At 45.8% G+C, this 22,550-nt stretch carries 19 protein-coding genes; 6 read left to right on the plus strand and 13 right to left on the minus strand.

The window, feature by feature from the left end; genetic code table 11:
- The first annotated feature begins 16 nt into the window (after positions 1–16).
- On the plus strand, positions 17–892 hold the full coding sequence (prmC, locus tag H6F41_RS08000; protein WP_190402949.1) for a peptide chain release factor N(5)-glutamine methyltransferase: 876 nt from the start codon (positions 17–19) through the stop codon (positions 890–892).
- Between the two features lie 66 nt (positions 893–958).
- On the opposite strand, the gene H6F41_RS08005 is transcribed toward prmC, so the two are convergent.
- The 7 genes from H6F41_RS08005 to hemB all read right to left on the minus strand — a co-directional run bounded on the left by H6F41_RS08005 (position 959) and on the right by hemB (position 7,322).
- Positions 959–1,450, minus strand: coding sequence for a Tic20 family protein (locus H6F41_RS08005; protein WP_190402950.1), 492 nt, complete (start codon positions 1,448–1,450; stop codon positions 959–961).
- Positions 1,451–1,520: 70 nt separating this feature from the next.
- The gene (locus H6F41_RS08010; RefSeq protein ID WP_190402951.1) at positions 1,521–2,030 is read right to left on the minus strand and encodes a Tic20 family protein; all 510 of its coding nucleotides are present in this window, start codon (positions 2,028–2,030) and stop codon (positions 1,521–1,523) included.
- Between the two features lie 103 nt (positions 2,031–2,133).
- The gene (bioU, locus tag H6F41_RS08015) at positions 2,134–3,117 is read right to left on the minus strand and encodes a (S)-8-amino-7-oxononanoate synthase BioU (protein ID WP_190402952.1); all 984 of its coding nucleotides are present in this window, start codon (positions 3,115–3,117) and stop codon (positions 2,134–2,136) included.
- A 209-nt stretch (positions 3,118–3,326) separates the two neighbouring features.
- Positions 3,327–4,292, minus strand: coding sequence for an acetyl-CoA carboxylase carboxyltransferase subunit alpha (locus tag H6F41_RS08020; RefSeq protein ID WP_190402953.1), 966 nt, complete (start codon positions 4,290–4,292; stop codon positions 3,327–3,329).
- Between the two features lie 192 nt (positions 4,293–4,484).
- Positions 4,485–5,582: a tetratricopeptide repeat protein gene (locus H6F41_RS08025; protein WP_190402954.1), complete on the minus strand. Its 1,098-nt coding sequence runs from the start codon at positions 5,580–5,582 to the stop codon at positions 4,485–4,487.
- Positions 5,583–5,595: 13 nt separating this feature from the next.
- Positions 5,596–6,303, minus strand: coding sequence for a pentapeptide repeat-containing protein (locus tag H6F41_RS08030; protein WP_190402955.1), 708 nt, complete (start codon positions 6,301–6,303; stop codon positions 5,596–5,598).
- 26 nt (positions 6,304–6,329) lie between these two features.
- Positions 6,330–7,322, minus strand: coding sequence for a porphobilinogen synthase (gene hemB, locus H6F41_RS08035; RefSeq protein ID WP_190402956.1), 993 nt, complete (start codon positions 7,320–7,322; stop codon positions 6,330–6,332).
- Positions 7,323–7,678: 356 nt separating this feature from the next.
- Here hemB and acs point away from each other — a divergent pair, with 356 nt between their 5' ends.
- Positions 7,679–9,649: an acetate--CoA ligase gene (gene acs, locus H6F41_RS08040; protein ID WP_190402957.1), complete on the plus strand. Its 1,971-nt coding sequence runs from the start codon at positions 7,679–7,681 to the stop codon at positions 9,647–9,649.
- 56 nt (positions 9,650–9,705) lie between these two features.
- Here acs and H6F41_RS08045 read toward each other — a convergent pair whose 3' ends face one another.
- The gene (locus tag H6F41_RS08045) at positions 9,706–11,397 is read right to left on the minus strand and encodes an NAD-binding protein (RefSeq protein ID WP_190402958.1); all 1,692 of its coding nucleotides are present in this window, start codon (positions 11,395–11,397) and stop codon (positions 9,706–9,708) included.
- A gap of 124 nt (positions 11,398–11,521) precedes the next feature.
- Entirely contained in the window at positions 11,522–12,028 is a 507-nt protein-coding gene (locus H6F41_RS08050; protein WP_190402959.1) for a hypothetical protein, read from the minus strand.
- A gap of 120 nt (positions 12,029–12,148) precedes the next feature.
- Between H6F41_RS08050 and uvrC the strand changes: the two genes are divergently transcribed.
- The 3 genes from uvrC (at position 12,149) to H6F41_RS08065 (ending at position 16,061) form a co-directional block, all read left to right on the plus strand.
- Positions 12,149–14,053, plus strand: a complete 1,905-nt coding sequence (gene uvrC, locus H6F41_RS08055; RefSeq protein ID WP_190402960.1) for an excinuclease ABC subunit UvrC — start codon at positions 12,149–12,151, stop codon at positions 14,051–14,053.
- Positions 14,054–14,284: 231 nt separating this feature from the next.
- Entirely contained in the window at positions 14,285–14,974 is a 690-nt protein-coding gene (locus H6F41_RS08060; RefSeq protein WP_190402961.1) for a TPM domain-containing protein, read from the plus strand.
- Complete coding sequence (locus H6F41_RS08065; RefSeq protein WP_190402962.1) at positions 14,955–16,061, plus strand: hypothetical protein; 1,107 nt, start codon at positions 14,955–14,957, stop codon at positions 16,059–16,061. Before H6F41_RS08060 ends, H6F41_RS08065 begins: the two co-directional genes overlap by 20 nt.
- Position 16,062: 1 nt before the next feature.
- On the opposite strand, the gene fmt is transcribed toward H6F41_RS08065, so the two are convergent.
- The 4 genes from fmt to hflX form a co-directional block, all read right to left on the minus strand.
- Positions 16,063–17,010, minus strand: coding sequence for a methionyl-tRNA formyltransferase (gene fmt, locus H6F41_RS08070; RefSeq protein ID WP_190402963.1), 948 nt, complete (start codon positions 17,008–17,010; stop codon positions 16,063–16,065).
- A gap of 89 nt (positions 17,011–17,099) precedes the next feature.
- The gene (locus tag H6F41_RS08075) at positions 17,100–18,893 is read right to left on the minus strand and encodes a DUF389 domain-containing protein (protein WP_190402964.1); all 1,794 of its coding nucleotides are present in this window, start codon (positions 18,891–18,893) and stop codon (positions 17,100–17,102) included.
- Between the two features lie 39 nt (positions 18,894–18,932).
- Positions 18,933–19,814 (minus strand): lipoyl synthase, encoded by an 882-nt coding sequence (lipA, locus tag H6F41_RS08080; RefSeq protein ID WP_190402965.1) that lies wholly within the window; start codon positions 19,812–19,814, stop codon positions 18,933–18,935.
- Positions 19,815–19,909: 95 nt separating this feature from the next.
- Positions 19,910–21,583, minus strand: coding sequence for a GTPase HflX (gene hflX / locus H6F41_RS08085; protein ID WP_190402981.1), 1,674 nt, complete (start codon positions 21,581–21,583; stop codon positions 19,910–19,912).
- Between the two features lie 94 nt (positions 21,584–21,677).
- Here hflX and H6F41_RS08090 point away from each other — a divergent pair, with 94 nt between their 5' ends.
- Positions 21,678–22,454 carry a sirohydrochlorin chelatase gene (locus H6F41_RS08090; RefSeq protein ID WP_190402966.1) on the plus strand — a complete coding sequence of 259 codons (777 nt, stop codon included), beginning with the start codon at positions 21,678–21,680 and terminating at the stop codon, positions 22,452–22,454.
- Positions 22,455–22,550: the final 96 nt, after the last annotated feature.

The raw sequence follows: 22,550 nt of genomic DNA on the forward strand, positions 1-22,550 counted from the left end.
TTTTTGAAATATAACTATGGATTTTTGGGAATGGTACGATCGCAATTTTGTTGCTGCTAAGGAACAGGATGTCCCCGTATATGAATTAGAGTGGCTGATTTTAAAGCTCACAGGTTTAGATAAACTTGACCTGCGATTGCGATCGCAAAACATATCTCACAAAATTTCCCCAGAGCTATTTACCCAACTTGAGCAACTTTGGCAACAACGACTTTGCGATCGCATTCCCGTGCAGTATTTAGCAGGATCGGTAACATGGCGTAATTTGGAATTACAAGTTTCTCCCGCCGTTTTAATTCCCCGTCCTGAAACCGAACTAATCATTGATATTGTCGTGGAGAATTGCCAAGCTTTGAGCTATCAGCAGGGAATTTGGGTTGATCTGGGAACTGGCAGTGGCGCGATTGCGATCGCCATGGCGAAACAGTTTCCCCTAGCCGAGATCCATGCTGTTGATTGCAGTGTGGCTGCCCTAGATATCGCCAAACTGAATGCTAGCCACAACCATCAAAATCATCAAACAATTCAATTCCATCAGGGCAGTTGGTTTGAGCCATTGGCTAACTTAAATTTGCAAAACCAGCTAGCAGGCATGGTTTCCAATCCTCCCTATATTCCCAGTCGCGAGGTTCTCAAACTTCAGCCAGAAGTTACTAAACATGAGCCACATCTAGCCCTTGATGGTGGGGAAGATGGTCTTGATGATCTGTGGGAGTTAGTGGATACAGCCCCGCAATATTTGATGTCAGGAGGCTTTTGGATCGTGGAACTGATGGCAGGTCAAGCGCCCCTATTGCGATCGCAATTAGCAGCAGATGGCAGATATACAAATATGCAAATCCATCAAGATTATGCAGGTATTGAGAGATTTGTGTCAGCTTTTAGGAAGTAATGTCAATTCATGAATTGCTGCTACCCAAAACCAGAGATTGTGCTGACCGCTAAGCGGACGTTGGCTTTAGGGAATCTGATGATACGCAGCCTCAGATATCACGGGTATTTCTGCATATTTGCCACGCACACATTGAAATACTGAATAGAGGAATGCGGCGGTGATTCCTAAGAACGTAACATTGATCAGAATCTCTAGGATAAAGTTCAAAAATGAGGCTTGTGCTAGCAATCTCACGATCACGCTGACCAGTACCACCACAATATCTAGTAATAAAGCTTGAATGGTGTTAAACCTGACGAAATGATTAATTTTATGGTTTCTGACTACGCCAATAAATAGGCTAAACCAAACCACAAGACGTATGGAAATAAAATCAATAATTGAAGTTGATAAAATGTCTTCTATAAAGATTGCGGGTAAAAAGATTTTCTCTAAGATCGGGATTTGTGGAAACAGTGAAAGTCTACCAAACAAAACTACTGATGCGAGGGGTAGCAGGTAAGGCAAACTACCATAGAGTCGATCGAGATAATTAACGGAACTGCGTCTTGCCATAAATGATGTTCTATTACTGAGATGATATAGTTTTGGCTAAAGCTAATAACTCGCGGCTAAATTAATGTGCCTACAATTCACACTGGACTAAAGCTGATTGAGAAAGAGTGGGAATATCGGAATATTCGCCTTTAATGCTGTGATAAATGGCATAGCCCGCTAGTAACATCGTTCCCATAAATAGAGTGTTGGCAAAGGTGCTACTAATGATTGATGGCAAGCTATTTCTAGATACCTGTTCCGTGACTTGAAATAAAAGCTGGGCAATGAATAATACAATCTGCATCAGTAGAGCTTGCATTGTATTAAAGCGAATAAAGTGGGGTACTCTTGTGTCTCTCACCACTAAAAAAAATAATCCCATAAATAGAAAAAATTCACCAGTCAAGCCCAGTATAGGCACTAAGGGAAATGTCAAAACATTACCATAGAGCCAGATCAGTGGAAAAAATGGCAGAATCAGGATTGGAAACTGCTGGAATAAAACGGCTCCATAAATCACGCCTGCCGCCATCGGCAGTAAGTAAGGCAAGCAACTATAAAAGCGATGCAGAGGTGTTACAGATTGCTGCCATGCCATAACGATTTCCTTGAGTTTCTAAGACTTGGATAGGTATGCCTTCAATTTTAGCTCATCCTATAGGCTAGTGCTGCCCGCTATGCGGGCAAGCACTAGCCTATAATTACCGCACAAAAGCGGGCATTACTTCCGCAGCAGTCATCAGACCATAGATACTGCGTCGGTGAAATTGAGTACCAGCCTTGAGATAACCAAAGGCTGGACCACATACATTAGCTGCCATGCTGGTTTCATCACCGAGGGTGAAGGTGTGGGTAGAGATTTTGCCCTCAAAGGTGCGACCTGTCAGCTTCATGTTGGTGCTGAGGGGCTTCTTCGGATTGCGGGTATCAACTACGCCGCCAACGGTGACACGATCGCGATCGCAAATTCCTGCTCGCTCGAGCATGATGTCATCGGCATGTTCCATATTTTCCAACGAGATTAAACCATTGGTGGTTTCCAGCAATGCTTCCACTTCGGCATCGGTCATCGCTTGAGCCATATCGACGGTATAACCCGACATATGCGCGATATCTTCGCGGATAGTGGCGCGATAGGCATTCCAGTTGGCAATCCCGACTCCAAAGGTAATCTCAACCTTGTGAACTTCGGCAAAGCTCTGAGCGGCAATCGCTGCGGCTGCGGTTAACAATCCAGGGGTTGCACCACAACCAGACATATAGGTAATCCCTGCGGCTTCGAGTTCTGGGGCAAGGGCAATCATTTGCTCAACGGCGCTAGTACGTTTAATCGCATCGACTAGTACGCCCCTCCAACCTGAAGCGATGAATTGCTTAGCCACACTTGCCATGAAGGTATTGGGTAGGTTTGGCAAGGCGAGGAAATAACCATCAACATCCATTGCCGCAGCAATTGCTGCGGCAATGCTGTCTTGGCTTAGCGTGCCTGCACCTCCGAGATAGCCCAATGAGCCTTGTTTTTGGTAAATTGCGATCGCAGCATTAGCATCTAGCCCCTGTGGATCATAGGCAAAGCCTTCTTTATCCGCCGCCACGACTAGTTGCATTTCCTGCTTAGCGCTCAGCAACTTTGCTGCCGCTTGACCTAATCCACCAAATCCTAAAATTCCAACTTTTAATGTCATTAAGTTTAACTTCGTTTATCGTTATGGTAATTTACAATGCTGATGCGATCCTTTAATTTGCCATATTTTCGGACTCATTGGCATAGAGAATTTATGAACTTATACATCGGAGTTTGCAGCATCGCAGGTGCTGCAAACTCTAAAATAGTTTTTTGAAAGTCAGCAGGCGGCGGACTTTCAAAAAACTATTTTTATAATGATGCTGATACTTATGACTCCAAAAATACACCCATCTTGCGAAACTTTTGATAACGCAATTCCTGTAAATCCTCTGGAGATAACTTGCTGAGGCGTTCAAGATTTTTGACAATGGCAGCTTTGAGATTTTCGGCTGCTTGCAAGGGCGCACGATGCGCTCCACCGAGCGGCTCATCAATTACATAGTCCACAATGCCCAACTCCAACAGGTCAGGAGCTGTAATTTTTAGAGCTTCGGCGGCTTTACCTGCCTTAGCGGAGTCGCGCCACAAAATTGCGGCACAAGCTTCTGGCGTTGCTACCGTGTAAACGGAATTCTCAAACATCATGATCTGATCCCCAATGCCGATGCCTAATGCGCCACCAGAGCCACCTTCCCCAATTACAGTGCAGATAATCGGCACACGCAAACCAAACATTTGGCGTAAATTGGCGGCGATCGCTTCCCCTTGTCCTTGCTCTTCTGCCGATACCCCCGGATATGCGCCGGGTGTGTCAATGAGGGTAATGATTGGCAAACCAAAACGATTGGCATGATCCATCAGTCTCGCCGCTTTGCGATAGCCGCCGGGGGATGCCATCCCAAAATTACGGGTCATATTGTCCTTAGTATCGCGTCCCTTTTGATGTCCCAAAATCAAAACGGGGCGATCGCCAATTCTGGCAATGCCACCGACGAGCGCAGGATCATCATTCCCTCTACGATCGCCATGCAGTTCCATCCATTCATCGGTAATCGCCTGCACATAGTCAAGGGTGCTAGGCCGACGGGGATGCCTCGCGATCTGCATCCGTTGCATCGCGCCTAATCCCGAAAAAATCTCTCGCCGCAAAAGCTCGGCTCGTTGCTCTAAAAGGTGAATCTGCCCCACCATATCAACATCGTTGTCATTCGCGAGTTCGCGGATTTGGGCGATACGGTTTTCTAGTTCAACAATGGGCTTTTCAAAGTCAAGCAGGATTTGGCGATCGGCCATGATGCAATTTTGTATAGTAGATACCAAATCTCAGATTAGCAGACAAAGCGCTAGTTATATCACATGGGCAGCGCCAAACTGCCGCCATTCATCTTCTGGGTTGCTAGAAAAGCCAAACTATAGCCTTTAAAATCCAAGAGTAGGGTTGCGGCGCGAAGCGCCGCAACCCTCTATCTTAGCTATAAATTGCAATTATTTGATTTCCGCTAATACCTTCCGAGTTTGCGCTAAACCATCAACATTGCCCTGTTGATTAAAGAATCGCTCGGCATTTTGCAACATTTTTCTCGCTTCATCTAAACGCTGTTGCTCTGCCAATAATTTTCCTAATGCCAAATAAGTACCTGCATCCTCTGGCAATGTATCAAGGACTTGGCGATAGGCAACAATTGCCCCCGACAGTTGCCCTTGTTGTATATAAATCTTGGCAATTTCTTTTTGAATATTTGCCGAAGTTGCAGGAGCCATGCTGCGATTGAGTGCGGCTCGACGCAGTGATGTAATTGCTTCGGTATAGTTACCTTGAGATTGAAAAACTTTTGCGATCGCAAGATTAGCTTGAGGATGACGAGGATTAACATCTAGCGCCCGTTTGTATTTAGCAATTGCCTCCTCTTGTTGGTTTCTCTCGGCAAATAAATCAGCAATCGCCACCAAGACATCGGCATTGAAGGGGGCAACTTGATCGGCTTGTTGATAGGCAGCAAAGGCGGCTTGACTGTCCCCTGCCAACTTCAGCACATAGCCTAAATTGAGGTGATTTTTGGCTTCCCTCGGTGCAATGGCGATTGCTTGGCGATATATTTTCGCCGCCTCGGTATAGTTTTTCTGTTCCGTCAATAAAAAGCCAATGCTGTTATAGGCATCAATATTATTGCGATCGAGGGCAATCACACGGCGATAAGCTGCGATCGCATTGGGATAGTCATTAACCCTGACATACACAAAACCCAACGCACTAAAAGCCCTCGTGTTTTTAGCATCTATTTGAGTAGCCCTTTCTAAGGCACTAATCGCACCTGAATAGTTTTGTTGCTGCGTTAGTAAAAAACCAAGACTCGTCAGAATGCGAGAATTTTTTGGCTCCAAATTCGCAGCCTGCTGATAGGCGGCGGTTGCGCCTGTAATGTCATTTTTTTTCCAAAGATCCCGCCCCTGCTTAATCCATTCCGTGGCATCTTTTTTAGCCTGAGCATAGGCAGTTTGGATCGGCATCGCAGTGATCGTCCCAGCGATCATTGTCGCTAATGACAGGCGAGCGAGTGTAGTTACTGAGCGAAACAAGCGCATAAGCTTTTCAGATCTATGTATCAGAATTCAGCTCCTCCATACTAACAAGACCAACTAAATTCGGTGCATTACGAGAATCCGTGAAATCAGTGCCTTCAATACTCTTGAGCGTAGATAGATAAGTTCCTGTCAAATCTGCACCAATTAGCTTGGCATTAGCCAGATTTACCCAATTTAACTTGGCATCAGTCAAGTTAGCACGACTAAGATCCGCTCCTGCCAGATTTGCGCCTGTCAAATTAGCTCTGGTCAGATCTGCTTCAGTGAGATTTGCCCCGCGCAGATCTGCCCCATTCAGGCAAGCACCTGTCAAAAAGGCATTGCTCAAGTTAGCGCGGCATAAACGCGATCGCGTCAGATTTGCGCCTGTCAGAAATGCCTTACTAAAATTGGCTTCTACTAGCACCGCATCGCTGAGATCGGCTTCAATCAAAAATGCCTCTGACAAATTTGCCCCAATTAATGAGGACTGTTCCAAAATTGTGCCATTGAGATTGGCTTGAATGAGGATAGAGCCGCTTAAATTTGCTCTGGTCAAATTAGCCAGATTTAGCTCTGCATCCTCTAAATTCGCAATGTCCAGAGTAATCTCTTCGAGATCGGCTTCAATGAAATTGACCCCAGCTAAGTTTGCCCCAGTCAAAATCAAACCAATGAGCGATCGCTTACTAAAATCGCGATCGCCCAAAGCGTAACTTTCGAGAAGTTCTTTTGCGTTCATTACTGCCAGTAGATTTAAAGAAGCGATTAGTAACGATAACCCGAAGCTAAAAGTTGCGCGACTGACTTGGCGTGATAGGTCAGAATAATATCTGCTCCTGCTCGCTTCATGCTTAATAAAGTCTCAAACATGACTTTCTGCTCATCAATCCATCCCAGTTGAGCAGCAGCTTTTACCATTGCATATTCACCACTGACGTTATAGGCTGCCACAGGTACATTGGTGGCATCCTTGACCTTAGCAATAATATCTAAATAGGCAAGAGCTGGCTTCACCATCACAATATCTGCACCCTCAGCAATGTCTAGATAGACTTCTTTAATGGCTTCGCGAGAGTTGGCAGGATCCATTTGATAGGTCTTCTTGTCGCCAGATTTGGGGGCAGAGCCAAGGGCATCGCGGAAGGGCCCATAATAGGCTGAGGCATATTTAGCAGAGTAAGCAAGAATGCCAACATTTTCATAGCCAGCATCATCCAAGCCTTGACGAATTGCGCCAATCCGTCCATCCATCATGTCGGAGGGAGATACAAAATCTGTACCTGCGGCAGCTTGGGAAATCGACATTTTGACTAGCACTTCCACCGTCTCGTCATTGAGAATTACGCCATTGTCATCAATGATGCCATCGTGACCATGGGTGGTAAAGGGGTCAAGCGCCACATCAGTAAAGATAATTATATCGGGGACTGCTGCCTTAATCGCCCGTACTGCTCTCTGCGCCAAACCATCAGGATTAAAACTTTCACTGCCTGTCAGATCTTTTTTCTCTTCGGGGACAGCAGGAAAAAGTGCGATCGCTTTAATTCCTAACGCATAAATCTCTTCTACTTCCTTTATCAATAGATCGAGAGTGAAGCGATAGGCTTCTGGCATGGAAGGAATTTCAACACGATTATTCTCTCCTTCCATCACAAACATGGGATAGATAAAGTCATCTACCGATAGATGTGCTTCTCTGACCAGACTACGGACAGAAGGATTACGACGTAGGCGACGGGGGCGGTGGGTGAGTTGCATTGGTACTAGTTAAATATTACTGAAATTTTTTAAATGAACTTGTCTTTAAAAACATTTATTTTTTAGATATGTATTATACCAGACACCCTAACACTTGCAAGAACGTGATTACAGCGCGAATCATTGAATTAAACCCCAGAGAAATTTTTAAAAGTGCTGCTTTGCGGCACTTTTAAAAATTTCTCTGGATGTAGCTGAGAAGCTATCCCCATCAGCATAGTTATGCATATTGCTGAGTATTTTGCCGATCATTGCAGAATTTTACTATTTGTGACTCTAAAGATTCTTAGTCATTTACACTAGGGGCATAACTATCTTTTTTAACTCAAGTCGTTGTAATTCCCAACCTTATACCTATGTCCAAACCTACGATTGAATCAGTTTTACAAGAAAAACGATTATTTGAGCCGTCGGCAGAGTTCTCCCAATCGGCCCATATTAAAACTCTAGAAGAATATCAACAAATTTACGATCGCGCTAAAGCTGATCCTGCTGCCTTCTGGGCAGACCTTGCCGATCAGGAATTGGATTGGTTTGAGAAATGGCACACTGTGCTTGATTGGCAACCGCCTGCGGTCAGATGGTTTGATGGTGGCAAGATTAATATTTCCTATAACTGCCTCGATCGGCATCTCAAAACATGGCGCAAAAATAAAGCCGCCCTAATTTGGGAAGGCGAAAATGGCGATTCGCGCACGCTTACCTATGCCCAATTGCATCGCGAAGTTTGTCAGTTTGCCAATGCCCTCAAACAATTAGGAGTCAAAAAAGGCGATCGCGTTGGTATCTATATGCCAATGATTCCTGAAGCGGCTGTCGCCATGCTCGCCTGTGCCAGAATCGGTGCAGTGCATGGTGTTGTTTTTGGTGGCTTTAGTGCCGAGGCTCTGCGCGATCGCCTCGTTGATGCTGAGGCAAAACTGGTAATTACTGCCGATGGTGGATGGCGTAAGGATACGATTGTGCCGCTAAAGGAACAGGTCGATAAAGCCCTAGAGCATGGTGCAGTTCCATCTGTTACCGATGTGCTAGTGGTTAAACGCACAGGACAGAATATCCACATGAGCGCAGGTCGTGACCATTGGTGGCATGATTTGCAGCAAGGAGTTTCCGCTAAGTGCGAAGCTGAACCCATGGATAGCGAAGATATGCTGTTCGTTCTCTATACTTCGGGCAGCACTGGTAAGCCGAAGGGAGTTGTGCATACCACGGCAGGCTACAACCTCTATAGCCACATGACTACCAAATGGATTTTCGATCTCAAGGATACCGATGTTTATTGGTGTACGGCTGACGTGGGTTGGATTACAGGACATAGTTATATTGTCTATGGACCATTGTCCAATGGTGCAACTACCTTGATGTATGAAGGAGCGCCACGAGCTTCTAATTTGGGGTGTTTCTGGGATGTAATTGAGAAGTATCAAGTCACGATTTTTTATACCGCACCTACGGCAATTCGTTCCTTTATCAAAATGGGCGAGCATCATCCGAATACCCGCGATTTAACTTCCCTGCGTTTATTAGGAACTGTTGGTGAACCGATTAATCCTGAAGCTTGGATGTGGTATCACCGTGTCATTGGCGGTGGTCGCTGCCCAATTGTTGATACATGGTGGCAAACGGAAACGGGAGGGATTATGATTACCGCACTGCCCGGGGCAATTCCCACTAAACCGGGTTCCGCTACGCTTCCATTTCCCGGAATCATTCCCGATATTGTTGATCTTGATGGAAATCCTGCCCATGATAATGAAGGTGGCTATCTGATCGTGCGGCATCCTTGGCCGGGAATGATGCGAACTGTTTATGGTGATCCCGAAAGATTCCGTAAAAGCTATTGGGAACATATTCCACCTAAGGATGGTAACTATGTTTACTTTGCGGGAGATGGCGCTCGTAAAGATGAAGATGGCTATTACTGGGTGATGGGTCGTGTGGATGATGTGATTAATGTCGCTGGTCACCGACTAGGCACGATGGAAATCGAGTCGGCGTTGGTATCCCACCCTGCGGTTGCCGAGGCGGCAGTAGTTGGTAAACCCGATGAACTCAAGGGTGAGGACATCTTTGCTTTTGTGATTCTGGAGGGAGAGCATCAGCCTAGTGAAGAGTTGTCGAAGGCATTGAAAAAGCATGTGGTCGCGGAAATTGGTGCGATCGCTAGACCTAATGAAATTCGCTTTGCCGAAGCATTACCAAAAACGCGATCTGGCAAAATCATGCGGCGTTTATTGCGATCGCTAGCGGCTGGTCAAGAAATCACTAGCGATACTTCGACCTTGGAGGATCGTTCAATTCTTGATAAGTTAAGAGAAGGAGCTTAAATCGGCCTCAATTTAATTCCTCTCCCATTGGGAGAGGAATTAATCAAAAGAGAAACTTAACTAACGGCAACTTGAAATGGGGCGACTCGCCAGAGTTGCTCTAATTTTGCGGCTGGCATCGTCAAATAGAGAATATCGCCCGCACTGAGAGAAGCTTCTAGCAAATTCCATCCGTGAATTGTTTGACAAGCAGTTTCGATATAGAGCGGTACAAAATCCGCAGTCATTGAGGCTTCGCGAACGGGTTTGCCACAAAATGGATGATTAGGAGTAATCATCGTGGCGATTGCCACCCACAGACTATCGGCGACAATGCCATTGCCAAGAATGCGTCCACCTAATGCCGAGGAAGCAAAGGCAGGAGCGGCAATTTCGGGAGGACTGAGAACGGCTTCAAAATCAAATACTTCCTGTGCCATGCTGGCGTAGTAAGGGTCGTCATAGCGCACGACGACCCGACAACGGGGTGCGATGCCTTTGGCATTCAAGGCAATTTCTAAATTAGCGGTGTCATTACTGGTGACGGCAAGTAAACTTTCGGCTTTGTCGAGGTTTGCTGCTTTGAGGGTGGTGGGTAGACTGGCATCACCATGAATAACAGGGATATTTTGCGATCGCACTGTATCTAAAAAGCGATTATTGAGATCACGCTCAATGACGAGAACTTCATAGCCATAGCTCACTAGTTGCAACGCGGTCTGCACCCCGACACTACCCAAACCACAAATGACAATGTGATTGCGTTGTGGTACTCGTGCCGCATCCCAGAAGTTGCGTAACCTTGAACCGAGAATAAAATCATTTAAAATCGCGTAGAAAATACCAATTACCGCCGTACCGATCAGCATCATGATGATTGTGAAAACCTTGATACTGTCATCCGAGCTTTCCACTACCATCTCATTGCCCCCTGCCCCCGTAATCATCCCCACTGCAAAGTACATTGCATTCACAAGGGAAATGTTTTTTTGGAAACTGGTATAAACCACCGTCGCTGAAAAAATTGTTAGCAACAATGCGATCGCAGTAAATAGAACCGAGCGACCATGGATATGGAAATGACGAAAGCCCATGAACAATTTGGAGATTTTTTGCAAAATTGGGCGTGATGCGGTACGAACGCTAGGTTGTGAACCTAGTAATAGGCGATCGCCAAATTGCAAAGTGCGACCATTAAGAACGGCACTGACCAGATCAACATTACTATCGTCGCAGGGCAGGTAATAGATCAGCATTCTTGAGCGATCTTCCCAAAATTCGGAGAGGGGTTTGCCCAACCAAGGATGGCGATCGTCAATGTATTCCTCATGAATCGGCCAAGTCTGGTTGAATAGGCGCAACTGACCAATTGCTTGACTGCCCATGGCACTAAAGGCAAATACGGGGGCTGCAAGGGCGGCGACACTCATCGTTAAATGGTTGGGTAAGGTCAAGTCAAGACGCACGCCCAAACTGGAGTTAAACAAGCGATTTATAATTCTGACATTCGGATTGAGAACTCGCGCCTGCATCAAAATCGTTAGATTACGGGTTTCATCCGCTCCTGCCAAAATGAGTGTCTGGGCATCCCGAATCCCCGCCGCTAGTAAAGTTTCTGCTGCGGCTAAGTCTCCGATCACAATTTCCCCACCAGCTTGATGAATTGGTCGGTCATGAATGCCAATCACAAAGCAACCTTGCTGCTTCAGCAGGCTCAAAATTTTGTAACCCGTTCGATCTAAACCACAGACGATAATGCGGGGTTTCATGACTTGTGTACGATCGCGATCGCAATTTAGAGACTATTGCAACTATTGTGATCTATAAACGAGATCGCGACTGTAGCTGATAACACGAATCATCTGGCTCGAATCACTTGACTATGCAGATTCATCAATCCTTTGCTGAGCTAAATGCGGAAATCCATTGGTGATGAATTGCAGTTTCAAGGATGCTTTGCACAATTGCTAACCATGCGACATTTTCGAGTAGCGAGATGGCGATCGCAAATGCTATTTGAGTTAGTGGCAATAGGCTGAGATTAGGTAAGTCGTGATCAATTGCGCCAAAACCGTGGATAAATGCGAAGGCTAAAATCGCTCCTGATTTGAGATGGGAATTGCGATCACGCCGCACGATGTAGCGGTAGGTGACGGCAAACAAAAATCCTGAAAAGCCAATCATGCCTAGTTTGACAAACAAAATGAAGGGGTTGCCAAGGGCAAAGCTGTTAATCAGTGGTAATTGCGGTAAAACTTGCTGGGCAAAGTGGTGTAAAACTGCGATCGTAAAAAAGGCAAAAACACTGGCGATAGAACCAAGGGAACCAGCTTTAAGAGACTCAATGCGATCAGCGAGAGTGAGATGCTCGGATTCGGTGACTGGATGAGAAGATTGCACGCTCGTTAACTATATTGGGGGGTACAGCAATCCTACCGCAAACATCACGCATCTACCCCACAATCAAATTGCGATCGCCCCTGACTTAGGAGTTACTATCATTCTGATATTATTAAGTTTATGACTGAGCCGCTACTACAAAATCCTGAAAAATTACAAGCAAGATTGAAGGAGATTCCCATAGAGGCAGGGGTTTATTTTATGCGCGATCGCAATGATGGCGTGATTTATATTGGTAAGTCCAAAGCGTTACGCAATCGGGTACGATCGTACTTTCGCAGTAGTCAGGACTTGTCGCCACGCATTGCGATGATGGTGCAGTTAGTCCATGAAATTGAGTTTATTGTCACGGATTCGGAAGCGGAAGCCCTTGCCCTAGAAGCGAACTTAATTAAGCAATACCAGCCCTATTACAATGTTCTTCTCAAGGATGATAAAAAGTATCCCTATGTTTGTATCACTTGGTCAGAGGACTATCCGCGTATTTTTATCACTCGCAAGCGGCGCATGGGTGGCACAAAGGATAAATATTATGGGCCCTATGTCGATGTTTTTAATCTCAAACGAACCTTAGGCATTATCAAACGTGCCTTTCCTTTGCGGCAAAGACCAATGCCAATGTTTAAAGATCGTCCCTGCTTGAATTATGACATGGGGCTATGTCCGGGTGTGTGTCAGGAGAAGATATCACCTGAAGAGTATCGTAAAACGATGCTGCGCGTGGCGATGATTTTTCAGGGACGTTCTAGCGAGTTAGTGGAAAGCTTTACCGAAAAGATGGAAGCGGCGGCAGAGAATTTGGAGTTTGAGAAGGCTGCCGAATTACGCGATCGCATTCAGGTATTACAAAATCTTGGCGCTAATCAAAAAGTATCTCTGCCCGATGATACCGTTTCCCGCGATGCGATTGCTTTAGCCTATGACGAACAGCATACTTGCATTCAGTTATTTCAAATCAGGGCTGGGCGTTTGGTGGGACGTTTGGCTTTTGTGGCAGATAGTCAGAGCGATAACCCAGAAGCAATTTTGCAACGTACTCTAGAAGCCCATTATCAAAATTGTGACTCTGTGGAAATTCCCAATGAATTACATACGCAATTGGAACTGCCTGAAGTTGAGATTTTGCAAGCATGGCTCAGCGATCGCAAAGGGCGTAAGGTGACGATCGCTACACCACAACGTCAGCTAAAGGCGGAATTGATCGAGATGGTGGAACGCAATGCCCAGTACGAGTTAGCGCGGATTCAAAAGCAATGCGATCGCAATTTGCAAGGACTAGAGGATCTCGCCGAGATTCTCAATCTTGAGAGTTTGCCGCGCCGCATTGAGGGCTATGACATTTCACATATTCAAGGCTCGGATGCGGTGGCGAGTCAGGTCGTTTTTATTGATGGTATTCCTGCTAAGCAGCATTATCGTCATTACAAAATCCGTAATCCTGATATTCAGACTGGTCATTCCGACGACTTTGCGAGTTTAGCGGAAGTTATTGCGCGAAGGTTTCGGAAGTATTCGGCATTTGAAGCCCTCACCAATACCCCCTCTTCTCCTTTGGGAGAGAGCGATAAGACTGGGGATGATTTTCCTGATGTGGTGATGATTGATGGGGGGAAGGGACAACTTTCGGCGGTGATGAAAATTATCGATAAGTTGGGTTTGCGCGATCGTCTGACGGTGATTAGCCTTGCGAAAAAACGTGAGGAAATATTTTTGCCTGAACAGTCTGAGCCTTTGATTGGTGGTGATCCAGAGCGGGCAGGTGTGCAAGTATTACGGCGTTTGCGGGATGAGGCGCACCGTTTTGCAATTACGTTCCACCGCAAAAAACGTAGTCAAAGAATGCAGCGATCACATCTTGATCAAATCAATGGGCTTGGTCATCATCGCCAAAAGGTGTTACTAGAGAAGTTCCATTCTGTGGAATATATTCGCCAAGCGACGGTAGAACAGATTGCGGAGACTGATGGTATCGGCAAGAAGTTAGCGCAGCATATTTACGATCACTTTCATCCCATTAACAATTGAGAAGTAAAATCTTTGCGAATTATCGCTATTGAGGTTTGCAGGATTTAGCTATATAGCAAAACCCAAGAATCGGGTGGCGGCGCAGAGCGCCGCCACCCGTCTTCTGGTTTTATGTCCTAAGCAAAGCTTTTTTAGGTATATATTGCGATCGCAATGTATACCTAAATCCTTTAGGGGTGATATATATTTGGTCATTACATTTTTGGGTCGTCACTCGCGCTCCCCATTGTCATGCCAATTCCCAAACGCTTCCATCGGCATTTATTCATATTTGTTGGAATAATTCTCGCCGTGTTGCTGCTAGTACAACCAGTCAGCATTGCCGATTCGAGCATTGATTGGGGTAAACCAGAGCAAGAAAGACAAGGCTGGATTGATGATCGCGCTGATTTATTAGATTGGCAAAGTGAATTGCGTCTAAGCCTTCGCATCAACAAATTAGTCGGTCGAACGAGTGCCGAATTTGCGATCGCAAGCCTCCCAAAAATTGCCACATCAGAATCGCCGCGTGCTTTTGCGATCAAGTTATTTAATACCTTGGGAGTTGGCAAACGAGAAACCAATAATGGAGTATTGTTGCTAGTCAGCAAAAATGATCGCCGCATTGAAATCGTTACTGGCAAAGGTTTAAGTGAAGTTTTGCCCGATACAGAAATTAGTGACTTAATTCAGCAGGAAATTGTGCCATCGTTTCAGGAACAACAATATGCTAGGGGAATTACTCAAGGTGTCAATGCGATCGCGCAGCGCTTAGAGTTGCGACTCCCTAGCACGATCTTGCCCAACTGGATGCCGATGTTCTTCGTTTGGATTCCTTGGTTCATCGCGATTGGTGGTGCAGGTTGGATGATCTTTGTCACCGCAAGTGCTATTGCTGAGTTTCACCCCAGTGCAAGTGCCCATGCCCACACAAGGTTTTAATACCAACGCATTTTCATCTTCTGAAATATTAGCCAACTATTCCTTTCCTGCTTTATTAGCAAAAGTTTCATCATTTAAGAACGATCGCAGTGAAGCCCAAATTTCTAATTTAATGATCAACCTAGTAGCCAGTGGATGGATATTCGGAATTGGCTTAATGTATGGATTTTGGCAATTTGTGTTGAGCCATCCTGAAGCAGAATTTTGGCAAGGCGATCAAATTACTGTGACAGTCTTTGTGGCGGCTGGCACTGCGGGGTGGGTTTGGGGACTAATAGTTAGTAAAATTATTTCTCGCGATTTACCTTGGATTTCAGTTGGTCTATCCTTTTTGACAGCAGCATTACTAGCATTATTGAGTGGAGCTTTTGGCTGTCTAATGACAGCGGCTTGGAGCGGTAATGGACTAACAGGAATGATACTAGTCGCGATTGTCGCTGCCCTTGATTGGGCGATTTTGATTCATCCCTATTTCCGTTGCCAACGTCAACGGGATTACCGCAGCGATCGCACGGGACAAGCCCCCCAAGAGCTTACAGAGCAAGAATTAGAAGCTGTGCTAACTCCGAACGAAATCTTAGCGCGATCGTTAGGAAAACTAGAATTTCGGGGATGGCGAGAGGCAGAATTGACATTACCAATCACGCGAGAGCAGGTGTATCTAGTCCAGCGAATTGATGGCAGTGCCAGTGTTTGCGCCCATTGTAAATCCTATGCAGTCGATGTTTCAGAGCAAACTGTTGAGAGAATGATTGAACCATCCAAAAAGAATCGCAAGCGAAAGAAAAATGAACAAAAGCAGGATGAAGAAAAAATTCTCTCTGTTCGATTAGTAAAGCAAACCTTGTATAGCTGTCATGCTTGTGGATGCGTCTTTGCTTACGACCAAAGGGAATCCGCAACACCTTCAGGAAATAGTTCTCGTAATTATAGCTCCAGTGATTCTGATGCTAGTAGCTATAGTTCGAGTATTTCTAGTGGTGATAGCAGCAGCTATGACAGTTCTTTCAGTAATGATTATGGTAGTTCCTCTAGTGATTTTGGTGGAGGCAGTAGCGATGGTGGTGGTGCAGGGGGGGATTGGTGAGTTATATGCCCAAAGATTCTCCGATCGCAATTCTGGCACCATTGACAAAATCCCATCCCGATTGCAGCTTTTTACCCGCAGGTTGGACTTCTTTGATGAGCAATAGACCTTCAGCCGTCTGTACTACAAAACCTTTGCCTTTACGAATTTCGATCACCTTGCCAATATTTTCGGCATCTTTAATATTGTCTGATTCGCTAATTACTTCCGTTTGCGTAACTTTTAAGCGTTGTCCGCGAAAGTCAGTATAGCAATTAGGATAGAAAGCCCGAATCCGATTGTGAATTGCGATCGCAGTTTGTTGCCAATTTATCTGCCAGTCATCACGCCCAATCATTGGTGAATAGCAAGATTCTGCATCATTTTGAGGCTCTGGGGTAATTGACTCTAGTTGTCGCAAGGTTGTGATTAATAAATCTGCACCTAAATTAGCAAGTTTATGACTAAGTGTATCCGTATTATCTTCAGGCAAAATTGCTAACTCCGCCTTCAGCAACATTGCCCCCGTATCAATGCCTGCATCCATTTGCATGGTTGTAATTCCTGTGATGCTTTCACCATTGGCGATTGCCCATTGAATTGGAGCAGCACCACGATACTTCGGCAATAGTGAACCATGCACATTGATACAGCCATGTTTTGGCAGATCGAGAATTTTCTGAGAGAGAATCTGTCCATAGGCAATCACCACAAAGACATCTGCATTGAGAGATGCTAGTTCTGCGAGTACCGCAGCATCTTTTTTAAGGCGATGGGGTTGCCAAATCTTGAGATCAGGATCTTTGGCGATCGCCGCCGCCTTGACGGGTGGGGGACTAACTTGATTACCTCGACCTCGCCTTGTGTCAGGCTGAGAAACGACACCCAATACTTCAAAATCTGGTTCTGCTAAAAGACGTTCTAAAGTGGGAACTGCAAAATCTGGAGTTCCGAAGAAAACAACACGCATATGTTCTGGAGTTTATTTGAATTGATTTGATGTTTGAGACATAGGGTGAGCAGCGCTCACCCTATGTTATCTGTTATGTTATCTGTTAACTATCTTTCATTAGCAGCAGTCACTAATCGGAAAGAAACACTTCCATCTCTTTTGATTTGGGCAGGATTAGTCGCCCCAATATTTGATAGAAGCGAAAGTCGTAATCGTTCTGGTTCAACTTGCCAATTCGATTCTAGATACGAGGCAATTGCCTTTGAGCGAGATTGTGTCAAGCTGCTAGGTTCAAGGCTACGGAGACTAATTGACATCGATAGATCAAGACTAGGATAACGCTTTAATAGCTTGCCAATTTCATCAAGACTATTATTCGCAGTCAAGGGAATTACCGCCGCATTGTCATCAAAGCTAATTTCTCCCATCAAAGGATTTACATAGTCTAAGCTCACATTAGCCTGTGTAATGCCTATGCGTCTACGCACATCTTGAGCTACAAGGGTTTGGGCATCTTCACTGAGGGGATTTTCGCCAAGGTAGGCGATCGCAATCAGGGTGTCTCCAGATTTACCTGTAGTCAAGCTATAGTCAAGCATCTGCACAGTGGGTGGTAATGACAAATCTGCGATCGCAGTATTTAAACTTTGCACTAGATCCAGCTTGAGATCCCCAAAACTAGGAGGTTTCAATTCCGCAGGCACAGGTACTTCTTCCTTTTTCGCCAACAACTCATTAGAAGCAGTGGGAATTTCGGTAAGAATTAATTGTACCTGTTGCGGATTTTTATCCAGCTTTTTCGCCAATTCCTGAGTATATTTTTCTTTCTCTATCGGTGAATAAAGTCTACTGGTGAAGACATTGAGTTTGACCGTAAGTGACTGATCTTGCTCAGTAATTACAATTCTCTCAATCGAAGATCGCGGTTGATTGTCTGGCTCATTACTAAATTGATCTTGCCAAAGATTTGTCGCAACTCGCCGCAAAGAGTTTTGTTGCCTTTTTTGAGATACCTCTTCGCTCAACTTAACAAAAGCATTACTTAGGGGAACTAATAGTGCCAAGATGGTCAACGCTGCTACAAACAAGCGACCAGGTAAACTACCGATCGGGCGCAATCTTCTCAAAAAGCCATAACTGCATAGAACATTTTGCACAAATAAGCTTTCTTGGTCATTAGTTTCCCAAAGTCTGACCCGCTCACGCACTTTTTCGGTATCAATTTGCAGCGCGAGAAACACTAGTAACGATGAGAAGGAAATGGCAAACAGGTTCGTTAAAAATAGTAGTCCACCACCCTTAGCAATCTGCATTCCCTCATTAACATTAAGACTGAAGGCGACCCCAACGCCAAAACCCACCACACATAGGGGCGGCATCAGGGCAACTGCGATCGCAACTCCGGGAATCGAGGTAATTACGCCCTTGACGGGGCGACAGGTGGCGATTGTGCCAATTGCGCCTGAAAATAGGGCTACGCCTAAATCTAGGGTATTAGGTGTAGTACGCGCTAAAATCTCGGCGGTTGCCTCCTTAAATGGCAAAGTAAAAATCAGCAAAATCGCAAAGGAAATCGCCACCAAACAGCTCAAGGTTAAATTGGCGATCGCCCTCACCAAAAGAATAAAGTCTCCTGCTGCTAGCGATAGCCCTAAGGACAGAATTGGTCCCATCAACGGCGAGATCAACATCGCACCGATGATTACCGCAGGGCTGCTCAGCACTAGTCCTAGGGTGGCAATCCCAGCAGCAAACACAATCTGTAACCAATAGGTGGCATCGTATAGGGTCGCTGATTGCGAAATCTCTAGATAAACCTCGGTTTTGCGCTGTTCATCCACACCCATTTGCTTGGCAAGCCAGTTACGCGAGTTTTGCCAGAAGTCAGTTTCTTTATTCATGGAACTTAACCCGTTGATTTATCGGTTTGATGGCTCGTTTTATGGATTGACCGTTTTCGGATATAGCTTCATTAATGCCTGCACTTGCTCTGCATGGTAAGAGCTACGGGTTAGCGGCGAAGACACCACCTGTAAAAATCCCATTGCTTCACCAGCGATCCGCCACGATTCAAATTGCTCAGGGGTGACAAATTCATGCAGAGTTAAATGTTTATCCGATGGCTGAAGATATTGACCGATGGTAATAATATCGCAATCGACAGCTCGCAAATCGCGCATTACATCCAAAACTTCCTCATTGGTTTCGCCCATACCCACCATAATTCCTGACTTGGTATAGACCCAAGGCGCAATTTCGCGAGCGCGGCGCAAGAGTTCTAAACTGCGCTGATATTCTCCCTGTGGACGGACGCGGCGATAAAGTCTTGGTACTGTCTCTGTATTGTGGTTGAGGACATGGGGACGTGCTGCCAGAATCGTCGCCAAGGCTTCCCAATTAGCACAAAGATCGGGGATGAGTAGCTCGATCGTGGTTTGGGGCATTAACTTCCGAATTTCTTCGATGCAGCGCACAAATTGAGAAGCCCCACCATCGGGAAGGTCATCACGATTAACGGAAGTTACCACCACATGCTTGAGTTTCATCCGTCGCACCGCTTCACCGAGGTTAATTGGTTCCATTGGATCGAGGGCTTGTGGCTTTTTCTCGAAATCAATATCGCAGTAGGGGCAGGCGCGGGTGCAGGCTGGCCCCATAATCAAAAATGTGGCAGTCCCTTGATTGAAGCATTCGCCAATATTCGGACAAGATGCTTCTTCACATACGGTGTTTAGCCCCAAGTCGCGCAGGACTTCTTTAACATTGCCGACGCGCTCCCACTGTGGGGCTTTGACTCGCAACCAATCTGGTTTGACTGCCATATATTTAGAGCTAGATTATGCTATTCGTTCGATTTTACATTTCACATTTTAACACCATGGGATAAATCGACTCAGACGAGGGCTTGACCAACCCGTTAGGCAAGTTCCCCGATCGCATATTCAATTAACTTCAGCAAAGCTTTGCTCATTTGCTCAAAGCCTTGACGTTTGATTGCTGAAATTGCGATCGCATCGGGATATTTATCGAGAATTGCTTGCGGATCAGCCACCATATCGATTTTGTTAAACACCAATAAAATCGGGCCCACGGCAATCGGCATGTCCTTCAGAATTTTATCGACGGCTTTTAATTGTTCTTCCCACGCCGAACTAGAGGCATCAATGAGATGAACTAATACATCCGCTTCCGATACTTCTTCGAGGGTGGCCCGAAAAGCATCAACAAGGGATTTGGGAAGTTCATGGATAAATCCCACGGTGTCGGTGAGTAGAACTGTGTGCATTTTCTCGTCTTCACCCGTGAGCGTGAGGCGGCGCGTGGTCGGGTCAAGGGTCGCAAATAACTTATCAGCCGCATAGACATCGGCTTTGGTCATCGCATTCAATAGGGTAGACTTGCCTGCATTGGTATAGCCGACTATTGCCACGGTGGGAACTTCGCGATCCACCCGTTTCTGCCGAATCCGCGATCGCTGGGCTTGCAGATGATTTACCTGTTGCTGAAGGAAAGTAATCCGCTTTTGAATGACGCGGCGATCGGTTTCTAGTTTCGTTTCCCCAGGGCCGCGAGTACCAATACCGCCGCCGAGGCGCGATAGGGCTTGCCCATGTCCTGCTAAGCGTGGTAAGCGATATTCCAATTGAGCTAGCTCAACCTGTAATTTGCCTTCGGAGGATTGGGCGCGTTGCGCGAAAATATCGAGAATGACTTCCGTGCGATCGCCCACGCGCAAGCCGATCATTCTCTCAATGTTGCGACTTTGAGAAGCCGTAAGCTCGCGATCAAAAACGACCAGATTTGCGCCTTTGGTTTGGGCTAAGATTGCTAGCTCTAAAATTTTACCTTCGCCCATTACTGTCTGTGGATGCGGGCGTTCCCGCTTTTGCCAGATTGCATCTAGCACCTTGCCGCCTGCACTTTCCACCAACTGTCCCAGCTCGATCATCGCAAAGGGCATCGAGTCAGACTTTTCCTTCTGCCCCATCAAGCCCACTAGCACGACGCGATCGCAATTATCATCGGTGGCACGTCCTGCGAAATTGCGGCTAAATTCTTCCTCTAATCCCTCAACTAGTTCTAGGAAGTCCTGCTTAGCAATGGCATCGACATTCATCGGCTTGGATACACTCCAAGCATTTTGTTGTTCAGGCAGCTCGGTATCGGTGGCGGGCAGTAAATGCGCCACATAGCCGCGCTCCACATAGCCATTGGGGTGCGTTGTCAAAATCACTAACGCATCGAGGCGCTGCATCAACATCGCCGTTAAATCCGTCGGATTTGGCGGTAAAGCATCAGGGGTGGCACAGAGACAACGTAAGCCACTCAGTCGATCGCTACCATAGCGAGGCAACTCTAGGGGGGGAATCTTGGTTTGATTGGGTGTGCCAATGGCGACACGGATCACCTGTCCGCGCCGATTGATATAAATGCAGATAGATTCCTTTAGCTCGGCACTAACCGCCGCAAGGCGTTGAGCTAACTCAGGGGTGGTGAGGCTATCTTGAGGTAAGCGCGATCGGTAGAGTCGATCTAACTGCTTGAGTTGATGCGCCTTCAGTCCTTGGGTTTTTCCGTAAATAGTTTCGATATGCGTTACTCAGTGTAATTATGATAATTATGAATGCCTGTCTAGCCAGACATTCATAATTATACTGAACAGCAATGAACAGAACGAGACAGATATGAACGACGCAGCGCTTTTTTTTGTGACCCATGGTAGTAGTGATCGCCGTTCTTGGTTGGCTCTGTATAACCTAATCACCGTTGCGCGATCGCAAATTACCCATGTCCCACCACATAAGATCGGTGGCGGTTGTTTGGAAGGACAGGAATTAAGTTTGGCGCAACAGTTGATTCAGTTCGGCTCTGAAGTCATGGCAGGGGGGACTTCCGAAATTATAATTTTGCCTTTGTTTTTATTGGAAGGCGTGCATGTTAGCGAGGATATTCCTGCTCAAGTTGCGATCGCAAAACAAGAACTACAAGCCCAATTCCCCAGATTTAGCCAAGGCGCGATTTTGTGGACAGTTGACCACTTAGGTACAAATTCCCAAATTCCCAATTTACTCAAGCAACACTTTGAAAAATTTGAGAAATATGATCACCCTGTCAGCCCATCACCAAATCATGGACGTATTTTGATTGCCCATGGTAGCCGTCGGGCGGTTGCAAATCAAGTTGTCGAGAGCCTAGCAGAACCCAGTCAGGCGATCGTTGCCTATTGGGGGGTAGAGCCAAAAATTGAAGCCCAAATAGAGAACTTAATCGCACAGGGTGTCAGTCACATTGATGTACTGCCCTATTTTTTAACCGCAGGCGGAATTACTGAAGCAATCGCCAAACGTATTCAAGCTTTTGGCGATCGTGCCGAAATTGAACTATTACCAGTCCCCCTATCAAGTCAGCAAATTATTGATTTGTCTTTGGATTTGGCATATAGCAAAGCAAGTTTTGCTTAGGACATAAAACCCCAGAATCTCAGCAAATTGTTGTAAAATTTAAGGCAAGTTCACGACATTTTGTGTCATCTTGTTGTACTCACTTGAGACCATACA

Origin of the sequence: Pseudanabaena mucicola FACHB-723 (assembly GCF_014696385.1) — a bacterium.
In the GTDB taxonomy this organism is placed as follows: Bacteria; Cyanobacteriota; Cyanobacteriia; order Pseudanabaenales; family Pseudanabaenaceae; genus Pseudanabaena.